Source organism: Synechococcus sp. MIT2312 (assembly GCF_059772315.1).
This window is the reverse complement of the sequence record NZ_CM186281.1, coordinates 354,385-371,885: the sequence shown is the minus strand read 5'-3', so window position 1 is coordinate 371,885 and position 17,501 is coordinate 354,385. Positions and strand designations below refer to the sequence as shown.

The window sequence follows — 17,501 nt, the reverse complement described above, 5'->3', positions numbered from 1 at the left end:
ACGTCATTGAGACGATTCCGGCCAGATGGTTTTGCATTGCGGATCTCTCGACAATGCCAGGGATTTTGCCCGCTCTGTTTCTTCTGGGTCGAGGTAATGCGCCTCCAGCAGCAACGTCAGACGCTTCAAGGCCTTCCTTCCCTGATCGGGAGTGAGCCATCCCAACCCGTAATAGGTGCAAGTGGCGTCAAGCCAACCCTTGGCTTCACCCTGCAATCTCAGCTCCAGATCATCCATGGCCGGGATGGCCATCATCGGTGGAGCACAAAGACAAGAAGCAGCAGCAAGGCCAATCAAAAAACGGTGCACGGAACAACAACGTCTGAAGACATGCTGCAGCAACAGCCGTTGCGCGAACCGGACAATTGCCAACATGGAGATCAAAGGACGGGTCTGGAATGCCAGAACGAACCCGGGCAGTCATCGAGTCAGGAGCTTTAACCCCTCTCTGTCGCAACCCGTGTTGGGCGATCTTTCCGATGCGAGACCGGCAACATCAGAGTGCTTAAACCGTGAGCTGCAGTGACTGCTCCGCCAGGGCCCGGAAAATCTCCTGCTTTTTGCATTCAAGGAAGTCCTGTTCGTTGGGATCGCCGCCCGGCCAGTTACGCAGTGCATCGCAGGTTGTCTTGTATTCCAACCGCAGAGCGTTCAAGTCATACGAGAAGGTGGCAACAGATTCGTTCATGGAACACGCAAGAAGATTGAGAAATTATTACAAATTTTGCAGCTGTCTTGACGTAGCAGGGGCAGCGGTATCCATTTTTCGAGAGGGACGTTAGGTCGCTGTTGAGCTTTTCGCGAGCCGAAACAGTGCGGATATCTCCGTCACGGATAACAACAGGATTTCGCGATGGTTTCGTTGATCTTTTTTCGCTCGTTCAGATGACTAACGAAATCCGCAACTGGGCCGTCATTGCCTCCGCCATGGAAAAGCAAGGCGCCACTGACAGCCAGATGTATCGACGCGCAAAGGCCATGTCCAACGGCAGCATTGATCCAATGCCAACAAGCTATCCAGCCGCTCCTTACAGCATTTCGGTGGCCTGAGCTCCTCAGAACCATTTCAAATCCTTGGGAGGCTGACCCCAGCCTCCCTTTTTGATGCGTTGCAATAACCAGAGTGCAAACCTGAGCAACGGTCACGTTGGCATCGACGAAAAGACATCCTGCAATCAGGCCCACCGACCATGAATCCTGCAGGACGCGCCATCCCAGCAAGTCAGGATTAATCCTGAGGCTTCAGCCAGGTGCGCAAAAGGGTCGACCTGGGTTACACCTGAAAGAACCGCTTTTGGTGCTATGCCCTCAATCGAGAAGAACGCAACGCAACAGAAGAAATCAGAGGCTTCTAAACCGCTCACTCTGCTGGCCCGTCCCGTGTATCCGGGAACACGCGGAACGCCCCACACCAACAGCTGAAGAACAAATTCCGGACTTCAAAGCGCTGGCATCCGAGGGACTACGGGCAACAGCCCCTTGGATGCCATCAACATGGACTGGAGCCATGCTTCAAGGATGCAGAGTGGCGGCATGAACGAGAAGAACACGACTGACTCCTGGATCCATATCGAAACATTCAACGCGACGCATTCCTGGACACAAACCTGGATGTTTCTCGGTGGTGCAGTGATGCTGTTTGCATTCGCACTGCTGTATGAGATCGACAAAGACTTGCATTGCAGGCCCAATCAGGCCTCCAGCAACTCACAAATTCTCACAAGCACTGCATTTTCACAGGAAAGACTCATAACAATCACTCCAGACATCACACTGTGATAGCTCGGCTCTGCAGGCTCACAGATCTGGCCGCCAAGATAATGAGGAGTTGAAGCATTAACAAGAGATCAACATTCGCAATTGAAAGCCATCAACAAATCACTGCAGAACGTCTTGAACTGCCTTTGAAGTTGCCTTCAACATTATCGAAGCATCGTTCTCATTCGCAGCAAGAGTGTCCTTGATCATCTGGACGTCAAGCTGCATCAGCTGCTGATAACGAGCGTCCTGACAAAGCTGAGGGATGCAATCAAGCTGATCAGCGCTGTAAGCCTGGGCATCGACCTTGATGCAATCCTTCTGAACCACAGTCCAATTCATCAGCTGATCGGTCGCATGCATCACCGCAACCTGCAAACGCAGAGGAGCAGCTGCTGGCAGTTGACTTTCATCCCCCTCCTAAAGCCAGTTTGTGCTCCCAAATCACGTCATAGCGTGAAGCGTTCTTCCACCCATGAGCTACAGATAACATCCTGCGTGCGACGCTAATGCTCCTGCGCAAAACACGGATTAACACCAAAAAAGACAATCAATACGATCAAGACCAGAAGCGTTCGGAGACCTGAAAGGAGCTTGAACATGGGTGGCCCAGCATCACTGAGCGAGTCTGACTAATCAACCCAGCCCACGCCTGGGACAGCTCCAGGAACGATTGATGTGCCCTGAGGCAGACGGTGTGTTCAACCTGATTCAGACAAGCCATCACAAATGACACGCCACGCACTTTTGGCACAACGGAGAACAGATCGAGGTCCTTAAGGTTTTCTCAACAATTGATCAACTCATCCATTTGTTGACTCCAAATTCACCACTGGGTCCAAGACAGTCAACCGCTGACCCTGTCAATCTCTACACCGAACGCCTGAATGGGCGGATGGCCATGCTGGGTCTGGCCATCGGAGTGACCGTGGAAGCATTCACTGGCAAAGGGATTCTCGACCAGGTGTTTGGTCTGTTCAGCTGACCCAATTGGGTTGAAGTTCTGATGTTCTTCAAGGGTCCATGAGCTACGACTGAGGGATCGGTACGTTGACCATGACCGAACTCTTCAACAGAACATCTGCACGTCGGGATTCAGAGGTGTTGATTCATCTCTCCGAATGGCTTGAGAAGATCTGCATGCAGACGCTGTTGACTTTGGCGTTGTGGCCGCTGAAGTTGATGTACAAGCGTCCGAGACCTGATGAGTCGTGGCCAGCCTGGCAAGCCAATCAGAAACTCTGCAGGGCTGACCAGCGCTACTGCTGAGAAGCCCTCAACAGGGATCCCAACAACGGCCAGAAGAGCTCACAATCAAAGCTGATTCAAGCACTGGCCTGAGACAATCGCTTTGCGAGGAAGGTGCTTCAGTGGTGTCTGATTGAAACGGCAACGCATGACCCAATCCAGGGAAGCTGACGTTCAAGCCATGGGAGTTGTCTTGGCTTGAAGTTCGCAGCTTGCGGTCAGAGGAGGAGCGGCCAAACCGCGGATATCACTGATCAAAGCACCGGTTGAACGATCCAAGACATTGGAAAGGTAAGACCCCGTGTAGGGCAGCTCTTTCCCAAAACGGACTTGTTCAGATGTGAACGTGGCTGGATATTCCGTGCTGCTGCGGAATTCAGGCTTGTAAACCCAAGCCTTGCCGGCCTCCTCATCGAGCGTGATTTCCCAGATCGTTCCATCCACTCCGGAGACATCGCAACGCAGATAGACCTGATCGGCCTGAGCAGGGTTGAATCGCCCCTCCACGGCTGGAAGCAGAACCGCCCCAATCAGTGCCCCAACAGCAGAACCAACAACAACTCGACTGAGACTGTCCATTCACCGAAACAAGTTGGCGCAAGGTTCCTCGATCTCGACGCAGAACACATCCCTCCAGCGAGTGATCGTGCATCCTGGCGATCAGTAGAAATCCTGAACACCCTCAAAAGCCAACGCTCGAACGACGTGTCCTGCAGTCTCTGCACAGAAGTGAAGCAACTGAACAAGAACACCCACTTGGGGGATGGCCCCGAACTCAACCTGTCCTAGAAAGGCATCAGTGATGAGGTCTGCCAATGGCGATCCCAACCCCCATCTGCGCCTGTGAGCCCTGCAATTGCACCGTTGCCCCGGACTCTGCAGTCGAAAAAGATGGGAAGCTGTTCTGCTCTCAGCCTTGCGCTGATGGACATGCAGGCGGAGATCAGTGCTGCACCAGCTGCGAGTGCTGCTGATTCCTGAACACAGGCCTTGACGTCAGAAGCCCCACTCATCCGAGTGGGGCTTCTGTTCGCGAAAGAACAGACTTTGATCAACATGCCCGGGAACAAGGATGGACAAATCTCCCGTGCAGTTCGGTATCGCGGAAAACGACCATGATCTGTTGTTCAAAACCCTGAGACGGATTCAAAATCATCAATCAGGACGGAACATTCGAAACTCATGCCTGCAAAAAACAAAAACACAGACTGACAAGCAAACAGGCAAAATAGAGACATACATTGATATCATCAGTCAGAGCCACCGCGCTCATGACAACATTATTTAAGAAAAAACTGCCTCAAGAGAGCGAAAGCAAGCAGCACATAGAATCACATTCATGAAGCAACAAATCCTGAATTACGACCCAAGTCAATACCAATTCCAGGAATGGGCATGCGCAGTCTTAGGCATTTCAAACCTGGAACATGCACATGCATCAGACAAGGTTAAGAGGCTGAACAGAAGTCCAACTTCAAACCAGTTAACTGATGCCTTTGAAGATATTTTCGAGAATTACCGTAAATTCATATCAGACATCATCATCGGAAATATTGGCAACATCGACTCATACCAATGTCCACCATCCTTTCGTTTTCACTACTGCGGCAGAGGAAGCAGCGTTTTTCACAAGGATCGAGACTTTGGCGTTGAAGATGGAAGACTGAATGTTTGGGTACCACTCACCAATGTGTGGGGAAGCAATAGCCTCTGGGTCGAAAATCAAATTGATGCAAAAGATTTTGAGCCGTTGATCATGCATCCGGGGCAGGCTTTGGTTTTTGACGGCGTGAATCGTGGACACGGCTCAAAAATCAATACAACAAGCACGAGTCGTATCAGCTTTGACTTTCGCTTCATGCCAGGCCCCGGTCCTGCCCTTCCGACCTCCTACTGAAAAGAAACATTGGCAGGGTCGTCAAGTGGCTGAAATCTCTGAATCAAGCCAAGTCCATCATGAGTTTTTTCATCTCATGAAAAACTCTCCACAACGGAACCTATGGTCGACGCGAGAATAAAAAATGTACACACAGCGATAAAAACTCCAATGAGAACTGTTGGGTTGACATCACTGACAGCCTCTTCACTCAGAGCCTGAGCATTGCTATTAGTCACTTTGTCTTCCATACGAGGCATTGAAACTTTGCTGAGTTTATGAGACAAAGGGCCTGGAAATTCAGAAAGGCGTTGAAGGCCCCCTGAAAACACGGCAACCGTTAAAATTGATCGAGCCAAAAGAAGCATTCGCGATTGACCAATGTTGAATCGAGCAAGTTGCTTCATGAAACAACATCAATAAGACTGATTATTGAATGTTTTGGCTTGTTTCCTGAAGGGCAATGGGGCTTGAGAGCTGATCAGACGTTCCTTTCACCGCATGAGTGAATCGTTAGGCCTCAGTGATCACTCAATGGGATTGACAGATGCCTGAGGTCACTGGCTAGTGCAATCGCAGGAGGTCAAAACTTGCGGAGTTCTCGTTGCCGTCCGGTTCTTGAAGGGCGCAGCATTGAATCCTGCTGACCAGTTGTCATTTCTGCAGATGGCCTGTCGTTGTCGCACTCGCAGCGGGGTTCTTTGATCGCGAGAAAGATGACAGCAACAGCAAGGAGCGCAACAGCAATCGAGTTGATCGGTGCAGTTTTGTTGTTCATAGGGCCCAAGAACACCGGTCTCCGAAACGCCAATCGATCTCGGCATGTCCAATGGCGATCATCGCCGGCGGCAGATTGATCTCTTTAACAAACAGCTCAGCCACGGTCCGGTCGTAGACATTCATCTTGCGCAGGTGATTCGGAGAGCCCTCGCGGAAACAGGGGCAGCCCGCTTTTCCCTCAGTTCAGGACAATCGATGCAGGCCATCGACATCCGCTCCCCATCGGTTGTTCGACAGGCCTCAGCGTCACAGCAGTCGCTGATGAACACACACTCAGCAGCACCTGGAGTGCCATCAATCGATGGCTGCATCAGATCCTGCCTGCATCTGAGCTTGGGCAAATCACTTTCACTATTGGAGGTTTTGCCGTTCAAGGCAATGCGTGATTCCACCGATGCCAGATCCACCTCTGCAGGTGGAAAGTAAGGCCACGCAATCGGAGGAACCAGCCTTGGTCGACACTCCACCTGAGCAGATCGCAGAAGCAGACTGACTTCTGGCCCCTGCTCCAACAGTCTCAACAATCAACTGGGTTGGTCCTTTGGTCGGCAGACCTTGTGCGCCACGCCAATCGACGCTCCACTCGCACCGCCCTAGGTGCCCCAGGAGACAACAACCCGACTCCTAGAGCCCATGGCCCCAGGGCGCCTCTAGCCAGAAGCTTCGAACCCTTCCTTTCTCTACAAGCGATGGGTTGAACAATGCACAAACGAGCGACTTAGGCCGTCTTTCCATCCGGAAGGGCGGCCTTCCTCTTCAAGGCCAGCACTCGGGCCGGACACTGATTCAGATCTCGTCAATGAAAAAGCCTCGCCGAAACGAGGCAATGGGCCCTATCGAGGCTGGATCACCCTGTGTAGGGGACACCGCGATAAGCCAGCTGGGGGTGAAGGTCACGGGCTGCCTGCTGGCGACGAGCGTTGTAGTGCTCACGCCGGTAGGTGAGTTCAACACTCTGCTTTTGAACAGCAGTGTGATGAGGGGTGTAGGTCTGACCTCTGTAAGTGAGAGTTGTCATGGATGGTTCCTCGAAGCAAGTTCAGGTCCCCGTTCCTTGGCCTGAATCGAACTGCGCCTCTCCGAAAAGAGGTGAACGTTGTTGGTAGCTGTTGCTACAAACTTTTATAAGACAACTTTCAAGGGGTTGGTCGTTCAAGTGGATACAAAACGGACGAATTCCCCCTGCAAAAGGAACTCAGCTGGTCTGGTCAGATGTGGGGATAGGCATTCGCCAAGCCCCAAACCGCCAATGCTGTGATGCAGGCAAAGGTCATTGCCGCCCAGGCCGCTGTGCTGGAGCTGGAGCTTTTCGACAGTGGCAGCTGAATTTTGCGGGCCATCAAATCACAGTTCACTCATCTCCGTGGTGGCTCAATTCATCCCCGATCGCCAGTGATATCAGTGAGCCCTAACCATTCAGCATTTCAACGCAGAGAGTCGCTGGTTTTTTAGAACGCTTCAAGTCTCTGCTCAGACAGGGCAGACCAATTGCACCGCATTGGATCTGGAGGAAAACAAGAGCACAAAATTATCGCCATGGCCATTCAATCCAGTTTGCTCACGCAGCAAGTCAGTGCTGGCCAGAGCCAGGCCACAGGTCTCGCAGAACAACACCGGCAACGTTGCAGCACTGCCCTGCATGGCCTGAAGATCAAGGGCCTGCCGGACAGCACGCTGCGATCGTTCAAGACCGAGTCGCTCCACCAGAGCAGGCCAGAGATCGTTCACCGGTGCGCTGGCCGCGAAATCAACAGATGGATGAGACATCAGACAGGCAGCTGTTCAATCGCCACCACAATCATCTGCGGCGAAACCTCGATCACATCCAGAGGATCCTGGTTATCGAGGTAAGCCTCGAATGACGTAAAGCGCTCGATCCGCGGAGCCGCCTCCTTCACGGCACAGGCCGCTATCCAGTCGTTGTCGTCGGGCTTGACGGTCACGTAAGCCTGCAGAGCCTCCTCCAGGTCACCGCCATCACCGATGCCCTCCCCATGCCAGAACGCTTCGAAGAATTCAGACATCGGACACGGGGAACGACCGTGTTGATCATGACTCCGACCTTAGGAACTGCCCAGTGCTTAGACACTCAAGAATGGGACTTGAGGGACGTGCAGAACGATGCAGGATTCGCTGTTCAGACTTGATGGTCAGGTGGCACTGGTCACGGGATGCCGGCGTGGGATTGGTCAGGCCATGGCGGATGCACTGGCCGAAGCAGGAGCCGACATTGTTGGAATCAGCGCCTCGCTCAACCCCGACAGCAGTGAGGTGGGAGACGCGATTCAGAAGCGTGGCCGTCGATTTTCTGGTTTTCGCTGCGACCTCAGCGACCGCCATGCCGTCGACCGCGTGCTCGAACAGGTTCTGAGCCAGCATCCAGTCATTGACGTGCTGGTGAACAATGCCGGCATCGTGCGACGGTCTCCGGCAGAGCAACACAGCGATGCGCTCTGGGACATGGTGCTGGAGGTCAACCTCAGTGCAGCGTTCAGAGTGAGTCGCAGGATCGGGACGCTGATGCTGGAGCGCGGCAAGGGCAGCATCATTTCCACCGCCTCCGTGCTCAGTGATCAGGGTGGATTGAATGTGGCCAGCTATGCGGCCAGCAAAGCCGGCTTGGCCAACCTCACGCGCTCACTGGCCAATGAATGGGCCGGACGCGGCGTGAGGGTGAACGCCATTGCACCTGGGTACGTGAAGACAGACATGACCGAAGTGCTGCAGTCGGATCCACTGAGATCCAGACAGATCCTCGAACGCATTCCCGCCGGTCGCCTTGGATCACCCGATGACCTGCGCGGTCCGGTGGTGTTTCTGGCCAGTGATGCCTCGCGCTACATGCATGGAGAGACACTGGTCGTGGATGGCGGTTGGATGGGTCGCTGAGCTCTCAGAACGGAGCGTCCTGCTGAACGGCATGGCTAGACACGGGGCAGCGATGTCGGCAACCCATGCAAACGCTGGAGGAGTACTGCCGCAGGTTCAAGGATGCGGATGCCCGCTGGCCGGATCTGCCGGTCCCCGCCGATGACCGGGAACGATGGTGGGAGCGTTGGCTGGCGGAGCGAGAACCGAATGCATGCTGGGAGGATCTTCGTCAGCTGCTGCCGCAGTTGCTACTGCAGCCTGGAGTCGACGTTCACAGTGGCGATGCCTATCAACGGCTGGTGATGCGAGGAGAGCTTGCACAGACCGAAGATCTGGAACTGGCACCGGTCCTGCATGACCCTTCAGGAACGACGATCTCCATCGCGCAGCATCCGACCGGTGCCGTTCCGGTACTGACGTTCCGCAACCATGAGGATTTCGTGCTGGCAGTGCGCTGTCTGGCGCACCGCTGTGAAGCGGTTCCGATTCAGCCCACTGTGCACGCTCAGGCCATTTCAGGGCTGATCCACTGGGGTTTGATCCGTGAGTTGGGCGTGCAAGCGCGATGCCAGATCCTCCTGTTACACCGAGCTCCCTACGCCTCTCTATCAGTGGAAACCATTCAGGGTGAGCCACCAATGGAACGCTGGCTCGACCTGTCGCAGACCTGGAGGCTGGAACATGAACTCACCCATATCGCCTGCCGCAGGCTGGTTGGTGAGATGCGCATCAATCTCTACGACGAGATCGTCGCCGATGCCATGGGGATGACGGCAGCGCTTGGGCACTTCGATGCCGATCTGTTCCGGAGAGGTCTGGGCCTCTCGATCGAGGGAGTACCAGAAACACAGGCCAGGGCTCATGTCTACGTCTCAACGCTTGAGCCGAAACAGCATCATCAGGCCTTTCAGCTCACACTCCAACGTGTGGGCGAACTGGAAAGGCTGCTGGACGAGCAGCGCTGGCCAGGGCACTCGATGGCGTTGTTGGGACGACTGGTCCGCGGGCAGCTCAATCAACCGTTGACGGAGGCTGCAGGCTCAGAACTGGTGTCCTCAGAATTGGTGTGCGACTCATACCCGGCACAGCGCTGTTGATCGAGATGTTGGATGTGTCGACGTTCGCTGTAATAGAGCTCCTGAAAACGCAGGGCTTCAGCGTTGAGGTCTTCGAACATGGTGTGGATGCGCTGCTCCATGTCGACTTCCATCTCAACAGCCGGAGCTGACTGCTCCTCTTTCTCCTGCTCGATCAAGACGGCGATGCAACGCTCCAGGGTCTGCAGACGCTGACCAGTCCAGGCTTCCAGCAGATGCCGGCAGCGTTTATGGCTCTTCTGACGTTCGAGCATCGCTGCCGTGCCGCGCAGCTGATCCATCGGCCGAGCCAACGCAACACGCTGCAGTTCGCCCGGTTCAAGCAATGGCGTCAGACGCGTCACCAGATCGCTGTTGTCCAGCAGGAGCTGATCCGTGAGCAGTCGGGGCAGATCGAGATCTGCCAGTTCATCGCCGCGATCCTCACCGCGACTGATCGCTTCCAGACGCACACTGCCGAGATTGCCTTCCTCCAGATCCGTGATGCCAGACCAGAGCAGACGGTGATGCTGAAGCGCGAAATCCTCGAGCTCCCGACTCCTCAGTTCCTTGCGGATGCCAGCCCGATGGGACGGGCAATGCAGATACAGCAGCAGGATCTCAGCTTCTGAACGTTCACGCTGGGAGGCTTCACCAGCCTTTTCATGTCGGTTGGAACGGCCGTGCCAACGCTGACCTTGAACCTGCTGGCGAAGGTCGTCTTCAAGCTGCAGAGCCAGACGCCCCTGCCCACCGCTGAGGCGCTCGGCCACCTGCTGGATGTAGTGGGTGCGGATGGCGGACTGGGGAAGCTTGCCCAGCAACGCAACCAGCGAAGCCACCGAACGCTGAAACTGATCCGCCTTACTGAGATCCCTGCCCTCAAGCACCTGTTCGATCTGCCAGTCGAGCCAGAGCGGCGCCTGATCCAGCAGAGCGCGGTAATCGCCGGCGCCATGCTCCTTGAGAAATTCATCAGGGTCCTTCCCGGATGGAAGGTGCAGAACCCTCAACTCCAGTTGCCCCTGGAGTGCCAGCTGCTCCACCTCACCGATCGCTCGGTTGGCGGCGCGCACACCGGCGCCATCAGCATCGAAATTCAGAATGATGCGCTTGCCATCACTGCACCGGCACAGCTGGGTGATCTGCTGACTGCTGAGAGCGGTGCCCAGAGAGGCCACCGCATTGGTGACGCCTGCCGCATGCAGGGCGATCACATCGAAGTAGCCCTCCACCACAACAGCACGATCGTCCTTGCGGATTGCGGATGAAGCCCGGTCAAGTCCGAACAGGTGCTTGCCCTTCTCGAACACCTCCGTTTCAGGCGAGTTGAGGTACTTGGGCTCACTGCCATCGAGGCTGCGGCCACCGAACCCGATCACCCGTCCCTGACGATCGCGGATGGGAACAATCACCCGATGGCGGAAGCGGTCATAAAAACCGTTCCCCCCTTTGCGGGGAACCACCAGTCCTGCGGCCTCCAGCAGTTCCGGGGCCAATCCTTCCACTTGCTGCAGATGCTTGAGCAGGCCATCCCACTGATCGGGTGCGTAACCCAGCTCGAACTGATCGAGGGTGGTTTCGCTGAGGCCGCGGGTCTCCCGCAGATAGCGAAGTGCATCAGCACCGGCGTCAGTTCTGAGCTGTGCACGGAACCAGCCGGAGGCCAGTGCAAGCGCTCGGTGCAGCTTGTCGCGGCGGGACAGCTGTTGCTTGAGTTTCTCCTGCTGAGGACCGTCGACGGTCTCCACCGGCAGTTGATATCGGCGGGCAAGGTCAAGCACCACCTCGCTGAAGCTCTGACGTTGAAACTCCATCAGGAACTTGATGGAGTTTCCTCCTGCGCCGCAGGAGAAGCAGTAGTAAAACTGCTTGGCGGGAGACACCGTCATCGACGGCTTGCTGTCGTCGTGGAACGGGCAGATTCCGACGAACTCACGCCCCTTTTTCTTGAGCACCACGTGCTCTCCGACCACATCCACGATGTCGGCGCGTTCCTTGACGGCCTCGATGGTGCGTGGGTGAAGTCGGGGGCTGACCATCAGACCATTCTGCGAGAAACCGCGCGTCCCGTCGATCGCAATAGCTGCTTCAGACGTGGCGCACCCAGTGATGACAATCCCAAAGGGGCTCAATACGATCCCATCAACGGCCGGGGAACCATGAACCAGGGATCCTCCCTGCTTCTCGCTCTGGGATTGTCCGCTGCAATCCTGAGCGGATGCGGCGCTGCTGAGAAGCAGACCGCTGCAACGGAAAGTGTTCAACCCCGACAGGTGTCTGCCCTGGGCAGGATCGAGCCTCTCGACGGAATCCTCAAGGTGAGTCTTCCAAATTCACTCAGCAACGACAGCATTCGTCAGCTGCTGGTGGGGGAGGGGCAGGTCGTTGAACAGGGTCAACCCCTCGCCGTACTCGAAACTCAGTCCGTCCTCAAAGCAAATCTGACCAAGGCAGAGGCCGAGGTCATCGCCGCACAACGGGGACTGGATGCTCAACGCTCAGTGATTGACCGCTACAGAGCTGAACAACGACAGGCGCAGGCCAAAGCAAATCGCAGCAAGCAGCTCTTACAGGACGGCGCGACGAGTCTTCAACGCCATGAAGCGCTTCAGGCCGATTCGGATTCAGCCCTGGCACAGCTCAATGAGGCGATCGGCAACGAGATGACCTTGAAGGCCGATGTGAGCGTCAAGCAGGCTCAGGTGAAGCAAGCCGAAGCTGACCTCGACCAGGCGACGGTCAAAGCCCCGTCCAAAGGCACCATTCTTGAAATTCTGGCCCGACCAGGAGACCGCGTCGGCGAAGACGGACTACTGCTGATGGGCGACACCACCAGGATGGGAGTGATTGCCGAGGTCTATCAGAGCGATCTTCCTGAGATTCGTCCCGGGCAAACGGCCACCATCACGGCCAGCGGCTTCCCCGGCAGAAGTCAGAAAGCCACAGTCACCGAAATGTCTCAACAGATCAGCAGTCAGAGCGTGGCGACTGGAGAGGCCGGCGACATGGTCGACAAGCGGGTCGTGCAAGTGAAGCTTGCCCTCCCCAAAGAAAGCCTCGCCGTTGCGAGCCGCATCAACAATCTCCAGGTGAACGTCCTGTTCGACCCGCTGACGGACGAGCAGCGACGTATCAGACCCAAGCAGCCCTGAAGGTGGTGTCGTGAAACTGATCAAGCGCACCCCCATTGCCTGGCTTCAGTTGTCCCACCGTCCTCTGCGTTTGGCAGCGGCTCTGGCAGGAGTGGGGTTCGCCAACGTGCTGGTGTTTTTCCAGCTCGGTCTCTCCGGGGGGCTCTACGACAGCCAGAAACGACCGATTCAACAGTTCCACGGTTCTCTTGCTGTGATCCCACGTCGGTACACCAATTTCGGAGAACCCGCTGGCTTCTCCAGATCACGGTTGTTGCAGGTCCTCGGGTTTCAGGGCGTGCGTGGAGTCAGTCCTCTGCGGCTGGGAAAACTGCAGTGGTTGAACCCGGAGACTCAGGAATCAACCCAGGCACTGGTGATGGGCGTTGACCCGGGCAATCCGGCGCTGATGCTTCCGGAGTTGTCAGCACAGCGGACGTCACTGCAACTGCAAGGTGGCGTTCTGTTCGACAAGGCCTCCAAAACATCAGCCGGACCAGTGACTGCTCGCCTTGAGCAAGGTCAGTCCTTCAACACTGAACTCAATGGTCAACGCACCAACGTGAACGGGTTGTTTCAACTGGGCCTGACCTTCGCGGCCGATATCAATCTGATCACTTCAACGAGCAATTTCCAAACGCTTTTCCCGGAGCGTGATCCCGATGAAATTCAGATCGGAGTGGTTCAACTTCAATCCGGAGCTGATGCCAGCGATGTTCAAAGCCGACTGAATGAAGTTCTGGGGCCCTCGCTGCAGGTCCTCACCGTGGAGGAGCTTCAGCAACGCGAAGTGGAGCACTGGAAACGCAACACCTCCTTCGGATTGATTTTCGGACTTGGCGTTCTTGTGGGATTCAGCGTTGGAGGAATTGTTGTTTACCAGATTCTGTATTCAGAAGTGGGTGAACACATCAGTGAATACGCCACGATGAAAGCAATGGGATATGACGATCGGTTCGTCGTGGCAATCATCATTCAGGAATCGGTGATTCTTGCGAGCCTGGCTTTTCTGCCGAGCCTGATTGTTTCAGCCCTGCTTTACAGAATTCTGATGCAAGCGACAGGCTTGCTGGTGGTGATGTCGTTCAGTCGGGCGGTGCTGGTGTTCACCACAACCCTGCTGCTTTGTTCAGGCTCAGGCTGGCTGGCCACAGCAAAATTAAGACGCCTTGATCCGGCGGATGTGTTCTGATCATGACTGAACAAACGCCACTGGTCGAAATCAGGGATTTGAATCACTGGTTCGGAGATGGAGATCAACGCAAACAGGTGTTGCGGTCAATCAACCTCACCGTTCAACCAGGTGAGATCACCATTCTTCTTGGTCCTTCCGGATCAGGTAAAACCACATTGCTGACAATGGTTGGTGGATTGCGCTCGGCGCAAGATGGCAGTCTGCGGATCTTCAATGAGGAATTGCGGCAAACATCGAAGACCAATCTCACAAGACTGCGCCGCAAAGTGGGGTTTATTTTTCAGGCTCACAATCTGATGCCATATCTCAACTCTCAACAGAACGTTCGGCTTGGATTGGAGGTTGTCCCTGAATGGCTGGAGAAAGGCCAGGCAGCCATGAATGATCGCTGCAACGAGGTGCTTGGAGAGGTGGGTCTGGGAGAACGCCTTGAGTACTTCCCTTCGAAACTTTCGGGTGGGCAGAAGCAACGCGTGGCGATCGCCAGAGCACTTGCCGCTTCACCCCAGCTGCTGCTTGCTGATGAACCCACAGCCGCTCTCGACAAGGACTCCGGACGCGATGTGGTGGATCTGTTCAGAACCCTGGCCCGTGACAACAAAACCGCGATCGTGATGGTGACCCACGACAACAAAATTCTCGACATCGCCGATCGGATCGTGAAGCTCGAACAGGGCTCGCTGGTGGAATGAGCCCGCCCTGATGTTCCAACACAGGGCTCGATCAGGAACAGCTGCGGTGGCATCGTTGAGAACTAGCGTGCAGAACGGTGCATGCGAGGCCTGCTGACAATCTTCCGCAGATCGCAGTCCCCTGAGGAATGGAAGGCCTGCGTGAGTCTGGTCGGAGCGGCATTGGCCTTCAGCCTGATGACCGTCTGCGTCAAACACCTCGGAGGTCGCTTACCCGTGGCTGAGGTCGTTCTGATTCGATCGCTGATCAGCCTCGCGATCACGGTCACCATGTTGAAGCGACTGGGAGTGTCACCCTGGGGCCACCAGAGGGGATTGCTGCTGGTGAGAGGGGTGCTCGGCACTGGCGCACTGCTGATGTTTTTCCAGGCCATTTCCAGCCTGCCTCTGGCCGCAGCCACCCTTCTTCAGTACACCTACCCGACCCTCACGACGGTTTGCGCCTGGGCCTTGCTGCGGGAACCGATCCGCAAGCGCATCAGCCTGGCGATCCTGCTGGGGCTGTTCGGTGTCCTGCTTGTGGTGCAGCCCGAATGGGCAGGACAGTCGATGGCGGGACTTCCACCGCTCTCAGCACTGATCGGACTTGGCGGAGCCCTGTTAACGGCACTCGCTTACGTAAGCGTGCGCCAGCTTTCTGTGCGGGAGCATCCTCTGGTGATCGTGTTCTATTTCCCGCTCGTTTCCGTCCCGGCGACGTTGCCGTTACTGGTGAACAATCTGGTGCTGCCGACGGGAAGCGACTGGCTGTGGTTACTGGGGGTTGGTCTGCTCACGCAGATTGGGCAGGTTTGGCTGACCGAAGGCCTGGCGGCGCTCCCTGCGGCGCGCGCAACCTCAATCAATTACGTGCAAGTGGTGTTCGCCACCCTCTGGGGTGTGTTGATCTTCGCTGAACCGGTCACCGGCACCGTCATCGTTGGGGCGCTTTGCGTGCTCGGCGCCACGCTGATCAGCCTCAGCGCCAAGCAACGTCAGGCCGGGTCGATGGCCAGTGGATAAGTGATCCAGGTCTGCGAACTGCCGTCATCGGAACCACTCGGCAACGCCAGACGCCAGCTCTGGCCGCGTTCACCTCGCTCCAGAAACAGCTCGAAAGGACTATCGACCTTGACAGCATCTCCAGGCAGTCGCCAATCGAAGCGTCCGATCAGATGCACGCCGTTCTGATCACCAATGCTCAGACTTTCTTGCTCCTCAAGGCGGACCCTGGTGACCTCTGGAGCCCCGGAGGCCTCAAGATCCAAGGACTGGGCGATTGCACTCTGGGTGAGCTGAATTTGCTGGCCCAGAGCGCTGAGAATCACTGCGCGAGGCGGACGATCGCCAAGTGAACAGGAGGTCAAACCAAGACTGATCAGACACGCCAGCAACACGGACAGAAGCAGCCTGCTCGCGCTGTGTAGAGATTGAATCACTGCATAGTGGAGAGCACGATCAGGCCCATGGAAATCTGAAATCTCGCTGACCTGGATGTCAATCATTGGTGATGTTCAGAGCGATCAAGCGGGGGTGCCGCACAAGGCTAACGGCAGCTCGACCCCTGAAACACACGCTTCCGACTGAACCCGAGATCGCCCTACCTCTCTGCGCCAGCAACGACTAGTCGGACGCCGAGGCAGCAGCCATGTTCCGCTCCCTGTTGAACATAAACAGACCGAACGAAAAAGCAAAGGAAATTGCAAACGTCACAGCGATGTAGAGATACCAAAACTTCATTTTCAACCGGATCCCTTCCGCTGCATAAAAAACAAACGATGCAATCAGCACAAGCGTGAGGTCAGCGGCAATAAATCCCGCAGAAGCATTGGCCCAGACACCCTGAGAGAACAAATTAACAATTTCAATTGGATCTGTTAAACCGAGTGCTTCCGTTTCTTGAATGAACTGATAAATGCAATACCAAGGCCACGCAATTCCAGCAAGTGCAGTGGCTCCATAAAGTCCAAGCCTTAACTTCGACATGTCTCAAAAACTAATGGCTCACATTCTCACACAACAAGAACCACTCAGGTGACCAAAGCTACAAGAGCTCAGAAGGACTTTCATTCACTGATGAATTCATGTACGAATCATCAATCAACTCATCGAGTTCATCATTGACAATGTGATTCATCAATCCACATCAATCAGGAACAATTCAACGTTCTGAGCCGGCCCAAAGACCTTCATGGGAACCGTGCAAGGGATGTCCCGGATGCTGACGCCCTTCGGCGTAATACAACTTTTCAGCCATGAGATCTCCGACCATCGGCGTGGCATCCGATTTGGCAGGGATGACCATCAGAGAGAGAGCAGCAAGAGAAGCAAAAAATTTCATGATCAATCACAGTGCAAGACGATGGGGAACACCATTTCGTGGATCATCGGAACAATCCAGACTTTCGATCCGCGTCACGTTCAATAAGGAGGAGTTGCATTATTCAAACCAGAACAGGACCGACTGACTTGGTGTAATCCCGATTCAGATCAACGTGAAGTACGGAGAGCCGCCATCAGAGGTACGGTCGGCGACCTGAAACATCATCCAGATCATGCGACTGGCAATGCTTGGCAACGTTTAAGCGTGTAATCCATGAAGTCAATATCAAAACCCCTGAATTTCTAGAGGCTGATTAATCAACAGTGATAACGACCACTTCAGCATGAACAGACTCTTTCAACATCAGGACGGAAGAGGACTCAAACACCATTGAATTCACCACATCACAATCCCTTGCTGGCGGGGAGTCACCCCAATCCCGGCGCGAATGGCTCAGCCAGACTGACCAGGAGCACTGCGAACAGACTCAGATCAGCTGAAGCAGTCATCCAAGCCGTTCAATCACTGCCTTCACCCTGGCAACCCAAGCGGGATGATCAGCGCTTCTC

At 55.2% G+C, this 17,501-nt stretch carries 26 protein-coding genes; 11 read left to right on the top strand and 15 right to left on the bottom strand.

Annotation, left to right across the window (positions count from 1 at the left end; all coding sequences use genetic code 11):
• Window positions 1-3 precede the first annotated feature (3 nt).
• Both AC6EI9_RS02435 and AC6EI9_RS02430 read right to left on the bottom strand, forming a co-directional pair.
• Window positions 4-375 carry a hypothetical protein gene (locus AC6EI9_RS02435; RefSeq protein ID WP_498468900.1) on the bottom strand — a complete coding sequence of 124 codons (372 nt, stop codon included), beginning with the start codon at window positions 373-375 and terminating at the stop codon, window positions 4-6.
• Window positions 376-505: 130 nt separating this feature from the next.
• Window positions 506-688 carry a hypothetical protein gene (locus AC6EI9_RS02430; protein ID WP_498468899.1) on the bottom strand — a complete coding sequence of 61 codons (183 nt, stop codon included), beginning with the start codon at window positions 686-688 and terminating at the stop codon, window positions 506-508.
• 197 nt (window positions 689-885) lie between these two features.
• Between AC6EI9_RS02430 and AC6EI9_RS02425 the strand changes: the two genes are divergently transcribed.
• From AC6EI9_RS02425 to AC6EI9_RS02410, 4 genes are all read left to right on the top strand, one after another.
• A complete protein-coding gene (locus tag AC6EI9_RS02425) occupies window positions 886-1,050 on the top strand; it encodes a hypothetical protein (RefSeq protein ID WP_498468898.1) in 165 nt (54 codons plus the stop codon).
• A gap of 429 nt (window positions 1,051-1,479) precedes the next feature.
• Window positions 1,480-1,779, top strand: a complete 300-nt coding sequence (locus AC6EI9_RS02420) for a hypothetical protein (RefSeq protein ID WP_498468896.1) — start codon at window positions 1,480-1,482, stop codon at window positions 1,777-1,779.
• 793 nt (window positions 1,780-2,572) lie between these two features.
• Window positions 2,573-2,743: a high light inducible protein gene (locus tag AC6EI9_RS02415; RefSeq protein WP_498468895.1), complete on the top strand. Its 171-nt coding sequence runs from the start codon at window positions 2,573-2,575 to the stop codon at window positions 2,741-2,743.
• A 71-nt stretch (window positions 2,744-2,814) separates the two neighbouring features.
• Window positions 2,815-3,027, top strand: a complete 213-nt coding sequence (locus AC6EI9_RS02410) for a hypothetical protein (RefSeq protein ID WP_498468894.1) — start codon at window positions 2,815-2,817, stop codon at window positions 3,025-3,027.
• Window positions 3,028-3,180: 153 nt separating this feature from the next.
• On the opposite strand, the gene AC6EI9_RS02405 is transcribed toward AC6EI9_RS02410, so the two are convergent.
• Both AC6EI9_RS02405 and AC6EI9_RS02400 read right to left on the bottom strand, forming a co-directional pair.
• Window positions 3,181-3,585, bottom strand: a complete 405-nt coding sequence (locus tag AC6EI9_RS02405) for a hypothetical protein (RefSeq protein WP_498468893.1) — start codon at window positions 3,583-3,585, stop codon at window positions 3,181-3,183.
• A gap of 206 nt (window positions 3,586-3,791) precedes the next feature.
• On the bottom strand, window positions 3,792-4,019 hold the full coding sequence (locus AC6EI9_RS02400) for a hypothetical protein (protein ID WP_498468892.1): 228 nt from the start codon (window positions 4,017-4,019) through the stop codon (window positions 3,792-3,794).
• Between the two features lie 326 nt (window positions 4,020-4,345).
• Between AC6EI9_RS02400 and AC6EI9_RS02395 the strand changes: the two genes are divergently transcribed.
• Window positions 4,346-4,903, top strand: a complete 558-nt coding sequence (locus AC6EI9_RS02395) for a phytanoyl-CoA dioxygenase family protein (RefSeq protein ID WP_498468891.1) — start codon at window positions 4,346-4,348, stop codon at window positions 4,901-4,903.
• Window positions 4,904-4,977: 74 nt separating this feature from the next.
• On the opposite strand, the gene AC6EI9_RS02390 is transcribed toward AC6EI9_RS02395, so the two are convergent.
• From AC6EI9_RS02390 to AC6EI9_RS02360, 7 genes are all read right to left on the bottom strand, one after another.
• Window positions 4,978-5,289: a hypothetical protein gene (locus AC6EI9_RS02390; RefSeq protein WP_498468890.1), complete on the bottom strand. Its 312-nt coding sequence runs from the start codon at window positions 5,287-5,289 to the stop codon at window positions 4,978-4,980.
• A 367-nt stretch (window positions 5,290-5,656) separates the two neighbouring features.
• Window positions 5,657-5,785, bottom strand: a complete 129-nt coding sequence (locus tag AC6EI9_RS02385) for a hypothetical protein (protein ID WP_498468889.1) — start codon at window positions 5,783-5,785, stop codon at window positions 5,657-5,659.
• Entirely contained in the window at window positions 5,782-6,183 is a 402-nt protein-coding gene (locus tag AC6EI9_RS02380) for a hypothetical protein (protein WP_498468888.1), read from the bottom strand. Before AC6EI9_RS02380 ends, AC6EI9_RS02385 begins: the two co-directional genes overlap by 4 nt.
• A 326-nt stretch (window positions 6,184-6,509) precedes the next feature.
• Window positions 6,510-6,680 carry a DUF4278 domain-containing protein gene (locus AC6EI9_RS02375; RefSeq protein WP_498468887.1) on the bottom strand — a complete coding sequence of 57 codons (171 nt, stop codon included), beginning with the start codon at window positions 6,678-6,680 and terminating at the stop codon, window positions 6,510-6,512.
• A 190-nt stretch (window positions 6,681-6,870) separates the two neighbouring features.
• Entirely contained in the window at window positions 6,871-7,002 is a 132-nt protein-coding gene (locus AC6EI9_RS02370) for a hypothetical protein (RefSeq protein WP_413439737.1), read from the bottom strand.
• 130 nt (window positions 7,003-7,132) lie between these two features.
• A complete protein-coding gene (locus AC6EI9_RS02365; RefSeq protein WP_067097922.1) occupies window positions 7,133-7,429 on the bottom strand; it encodes a hypothetical protein in 297 nt (98 codons plus the stop codon).
• Window positions 7,429-7,686 carry a hypothetical protein gene (locus AC6EI9_RS02360; RefSeq protein ID WP_498468886.1) on the bottom strand — a complete coding sequence of 86 codons (258 nt, stop codon included), beginning with the start codon at window positions 7,684-7,686 and terminating at the stop codon, window positions 7,429-7,431. Before AC6EI9_RS02360 ends, AC6EI9_RS02365 begins: the two co-directional genes overlap by 1 nt.
• Window positions 7,687-7,783: 97 nt before the next feature.
• Here AC6EI9_RS02360 and AC6EI9_RS02355 point away from each other — a divergent pair, with 97 nt between their 5' ends.
• Complete coding sequence (locus AC6EI9_RS02355; protein ID WP_498468885.1) at window positions 7,784-8,551, top strand: SDR family oxidoreductase; 768 nt, start codon at window positions 7,784-7,786, stop codon at window positions 8,549-8,551.
• A gap of 65 nt (window positions 8,552-8,616) precedes the next feature.
• On the top strand, window positions 8,617-9,630 hold the full coding sequence (locus tag AC6EI9_RS02350; protein ID WP_498468884.1) for a DUF7005 family protein: 1,014 nt from the start codon (window positions 8,617-8,619) through the stop codon (window positions 9,628-9,630).
• On the opposite strand, the gene dnaG is transcribed toward AC6EI9_RS02350, so the two are convergent.
• A complete protein-coding gene (gene dnaG, locus AC6EI9_RS02345; protein ID WP_498468883.1) occupies window positions 9,549-11,651 on the bottom strand; it encodes a DNA primase in 2,103 nt (700 codons plus the stop codon). The genes AC6EI9_RS02350 and dnaG overlap by 82 nt on opposite strands.
• 120 nt (window positions 11,652-11,771) lie before the next feature.
• On the opposite strand from dnaG, the gene AC6EI9_RS02340 reads away from it, so the two are divergent.
• From AC6EI9_RS02340 to AC6EI9_RS02325, 4 genes are all read left to right on the top strand, one after another.
• Window positions 11,772-12,764 (top strand): hypothetical protein, encoded by a 993-nt coding sequence (locus tag AC6EI9_RS02340; protein ID WP_498468882.1) that lies wholly within the window; start codon window positions 11,772-11,774, stop codon window positions 12,762-12,764.
• Window positions 12,765-12,774: 10 nt separating this feature from the next.
• The gene (gene devC / locus AC6EI9_RS02335) at window positions 12,775-13,935 is read left to right on the top strand and encodes an ABC transporter permease DevC (RefSeq protein WP_498468881.1); all 1,161 of its coding nucleotides are present in this window, start codon (window positions 12,775-12,777) and stop codon (window positions 13,933-13,935) included.
• A 2-nt stretch (window positions 13,936-13,937) separates the two neighbouring features.
• Window positions 13,938-14,630 carry an ATP-binding cassette domain-containing protein gene (locus tag AC6EI9_RS02330; protein ID WP_498468880.1) on the top strand — a complete coding sequence of 231 codons (693 nt, stop codon included), beginning with the start codon at window positions 13,938-13,940 and terminating at the stop codon, window positions 14,628-14,630.
• 81 nt (window positions 14,631-14,711) lie between these two features.
• Window positions 14,712-15,632, top strand: coding sequence for a DMT family transporter (locus AC6EI9_RS02325; RefSeq protein ID WP_498468878.1), 921 nt, complete (start codon window positions 14,712-14,714; stop codon window positions 15,630-15,632).
• Here AC6EI9_RS02325 and AC6EI9_RS02320 read toward each other — a convergent pair.
• The 3 genes from AC6EI9_RS02320 to AC6EI9_RS02310 form a co-directional block, all read right to left on the bottom strand.
• Window positions 15,605-16,114: a hypothetical protein gene (locus AC6EI9_RS02320; protein WP_498468877.1), complete on the bottom strand. Its 510-nt coding sequence runs from the start codon at window positions 16,112-16,114 to the stop codon at window positions 15,605-15,607. The genes AC6EI9_RS02325 and AC6EI9_RS02320 overlap by 28 nt on opposite strands.
• A 118-nt stretch (window positions 16,115-16,232) precedes the next feature.
• The gene (locus tag AC6EI9_RS02315; RefSeq protein ID WP_498468876.1) at window positions 16,233-16,595 is read right to left on the bottom strand and encodes a DUF2834 domain-containing protein; all 363 of its coding nucleotides are present in this window, start codon (window positions 16,593-16,595) and stop codon (window positions 16,233-16,235) included.
• A 175-nt stretch (window positions 16,596-16,770) separates the two neighbouring features.
• On the bottom strand, window positions 16,771-16,950 hold the full coding sequence (locus AC6EI9_RS02310) for a hypothetical protein (RefSeq protein ID WP_498468875.1): 180 nt from the start codon (window positions 16,948-16,950) through the stop codon (window positions 16,771-16,773).
• Between the last annotated feature and the right edge of the window lie 551 nt (window positions 16,951-17,501).

Excerpts from the sequence above, each read along its gene's own strand:
- AC6EI9_RS02310 (WP_498468875.1), bottom strand. The coding sequence starts at position 16,950 with ATGAAATTTTTTGCTTCTCTTGCTGCTCTCTCTCTGATGGTCATCCCT.
- AC6EI9_RS02325 (WP_498468878.1), top strand. The coding sequence starts at position 14,712 with ATGCGAGGCCTGCTGACAATCTTCCGCAGATCGCAGTCCCCTGAGGAA.
- AC6EI9_RS02390 (WP_498468890.1), bottom strand. The coding sequence starts at position 5,289 with ATGAAGCAACTTGCTCGATTCAACATTGGTCAATCGCGAATGCTTCTT.
- AC6EI9_RS02320 (WP_498468877.1), bottom strand. The coding sequence starts at position 16,114 with ATGATTGACATCCAGGTCAGCGAGATTTCAGATTTCCATGGGCCTGAT.
- AC6EI9_RS02395 (WP_498468891.1), top strand. The coding sequence starts at position 4,346 with ATGAAGCAACAAATCCTGAATTACGACCCAAGTCAATACCAATTCCAG.
- AC6EI9_RS02410 (WP_498468894.1), top strand. The coding sequence starts at position 2,815 with ATGACCGAACTCTTCAACAGAACATCTGCACGTCGGGATTCAGAGGTG.
- AC6EI9_RS02430 (WP_498468899.1), bottom strand. The coding sequence starts at position 688 with ATGAACGAATCTGTTGCCACCTTCTCGTATGACTTGAACGCTCTGCGG.
- AC6EI9_RS02400 (WP_498468892.1), bottom strand. The coding sequence starts at position 4,019 with ATGAGTGGGGCTTCTGACGTCAAGGCCTGTGTTCAGGAATCAGCAGCA.
- AC6EI9_RS02435 (WP_498468900.1), bottom strand. The coding sequence starts at position 375 with ATGTTGGCAATTGTCCGGTTCGCGCAACGGCTGTTGCTGCAGCATGTC.
- AC6EI9_RS02330 (WP_498468880.1), top strand. The coding sequence starts at position 13,938 with ATGACTGAACAAACGCCACTGGTCGAAATCAGGGATTTGAATCACTGG.
- AC6EI9_RS02370 (WP_413439737.1), bottom strand. The coding sequence starts at position 7,002 with ATGGCCCGCAAAATTCAGCTGCCACTGTCGAAAAGCTCCAGCTCCAGC.
- AC6EI9_RS02355 (WP_498468885.1), top strand. The coding sequence starts at position 7,784 with ATGCAGGATTCGCTGTTCAGACTTGATGGTCAGGTGGCACTGGTCACG.
- AC6EI9_RS02425 (WP_498468898.1), top strand. The coding sequence starts at position 886 with ATGACTAACGAAATCCGCAACTGGGCCGTCATTGCCTCCGCCATGGAA.
- AC6EI9_RS02405 (WP_498468893.1), bottom strand. The coding sequence starts at position 3,585 with ATGGACAGTCTCAGTCGAGTTGTTGTTGGTTCTGCTGTTGGGGCACTG.
- AC6EI9_RS02340 (WP_498468882.1), top strand. The coding sequence starts at position 11,772 with ATGAACCAGGGATCCTCCCTGCTTCTCGCTCTGGGATTGTCCGCTGCA.
- AC6EI9_RS02315 (WP_498468876.1), bottom strand. The coding sequence starts at position 16,595 with ATGTCGAAGTTAAGGCTTGGACTTTATGGAGCCACTGCACTTGCTGGA.
- AC6EI9_RS02350 (WP_498468884.1), top strand. The coding sequence starts at position 8,617 with ATGCAAACGCTGGAGGAGTACTGCCGCAGGTTCAAGGATGCGGATGCC.
- AC6EI9_RS02360 (WP_498468886.1), bottom strand. The coding sequence starts at position 7,686 with ATGTCTGAATTCTTCGAAGCGTTCTGGCATGGGGAGGGCATCGGTGAT.
- dnaG (WP_498468883.1), bottom strand. The coding sequence starts at position 11,651 with ATGGTCAGCCCCCGACTTCACCCACGCACCATCGAGGCCGTCAAGGAA.
- AC6EI9_RS02375 (WP_498468887.1), bottom strand. The coding sequence starts at position 6,680 with ATGACAACTCTCACTTACAGAGGTCAGACCTACACCCCTCATCACACT.
- AC6EI9_RS02365 (WP_067097922.1), bottom strand. The coding sequence starts at position 7,429 with ATGTCTCATCCATCTGTTGATTTCGCGGCCAGCGCACCGGTGAACGAT.
- AC6EI9_RS02385 (WP_498468889.1), bottom strand. The coding sequence starts at position 5,785 with ATGAATGTCTACGACCGGACCGTGGCTGAGCTGTTTGTTAAAGAGATC.